Origin of the sequence: Dietzia sp. B44, from assembly GCF_014145245.1 — a bacterium.
GTDB lineage: Bacteria > Actinomycetota > Actinomycetes > Mycobacteriales > Mycobacteriaceae > Dietzia > Dietzia natronolimnaea.
Genome location: NZ_JAALEF010000448.1, coordinates 1 through 1,503 on the forward strand (window position 1 = coordinate 1; position 1,503 = coordinate 1,503).

The following is a 1,503-nucleotide window of genomic DNA, read 5'->3' on the forward strand; positions in this document are numbered from 1 at the left end:
GCCCCGGTGACGGGGCGGCGGGCACACCTGGTGGGACCCGGTCCGCGAGTCTGGTCGGCCGACGCTCGGCGTCGGCCGGGGATCAGGGGTTCGGCTCGACCGTGAGCTCCTTGGTGGCCGGGTCGAAGACCAGCGTGCCGCCCTCGAAGCGCTGGGCGACCGTGCCGTCCCCGCGTCCGGCCTCACTCGAGACCGGCAGGCCGAGCGGTCCGTGCTCGAAGCCCTGGGAGGCCCAGGCGTCACCGATCACGCCCCACACCGGGTGGGTGCCCGTCTCGGGGGAGGAGTAGACCGCACCGTTCTCGTGCTTCACCAGGGACACGTTGCCGAACCTCTGGACGCCGGAGAGGACCTGTCCGAGCGGGCCGGCGAACTGCGAGGCGAGCCTGGCGAAGTCGCCGCCGATCAGATTCCCGACGGAGCCCAGGTCCCCGCCGACCGCGGCCTGCACCGAGCCGGCGTCGAACGGGATGTCGGCCAGCGTCTTCCCACCCGTGAGGATCCGGGTCAGCGCGGCGGCGTCGAGGCGGCCACCGGACAGCACGGTCCGGAGCGCGGAGGTCACCGCGTCCTGGACACTGCCCTGGGTGACGTCCGGGATCGTCGTCCCACCGGTGCCCGGCCGCGGGGTCGTCCCGGGGTTGGTGACCGGGGGAGTGGGGTTGGTCGGAGCCGGGGTCCCGCCGCCGCTCTGGGCGTAAGCCGCCGCGATGTCGCGGATCTGACCCATCCTGGCGTAGCCCGCGTCGCCGGGGCACGAGGTGTTGCCGACGTCGCGGTGGGCGAAGATGTTGGGCAACCGGACCGCGGCGCCCATGGGGTACCTGGTGAAGGACGTGCCCTCGGAGTAGTGGGTGTCGGAACCCTTGGGGTTGACCCCGGCGACCGACAGGCGCCAGCCGATGATCTCACCCATCTTGCGCACGGTGGCCTCGGGCGGGGCGACGGTCGAGTAGTCGCCCATCATCGAGATCCCCCAGGTGTTGCCGTTGAAGCCGCCGGCGTGTGCACCCTGGACGTTGCGGTTGAGGCCGCCGTGGCGGCCCTCGAAGGCCTGGCCGTACTTGTCGACCATGACGTTGTACCCGACGTCGCACCAACCCAGGTTGCGTGCGTGGTAGGTGTAGATGCCCCGCACGACGCCGGCCGAGCCCTCGCGGGTGTAGTTGTTGCTGCCGGCCGTGTGGTGGACGACGGCGGCGGCGAGCGTGGGGTCGTAGGTGGCGTTGCGGCAGCGGATGGACTCGTCGGCGCCCCAGCCGGCGCGGCTGATGATCGCCGGCTGCCTGGCCGCGATGTCACCGTTCGCTCCGGTCCCGCCCTGCGCTGTGATGTCCCCGAACGACTCCGGGTCGGGGGTCGGGGTGGCGTCGGGGGAGATCAGGACGGCGGTGACCGAGTCGGACCGGAGGTCGGCGGACTCCGCGACGGGTTTGATGTCCGCGTAGCGGGTCGGGACTGGCGGGGCGTCGGCGGAGGCGGGCCGCGCGGGGGCGGGCTCGG

At 72.9% G+C, this 1,503-nt stretch carries 1 protein-coding gene; it reads right to left on the minus strand.

The genetic code is table 11. The annotated features are described in order from the left end of the window. Positions 1 to 82: 82 nt before the first annotated feature. Positions 83 to 1,503: N-acetylmuramoyl-L-alanine amidase (locus G6017_RS13880; RefSeq protein ID WP_182617868.1), on the minus strand; the 1,421-nt coding region annotated here is incomplete at its 5' end.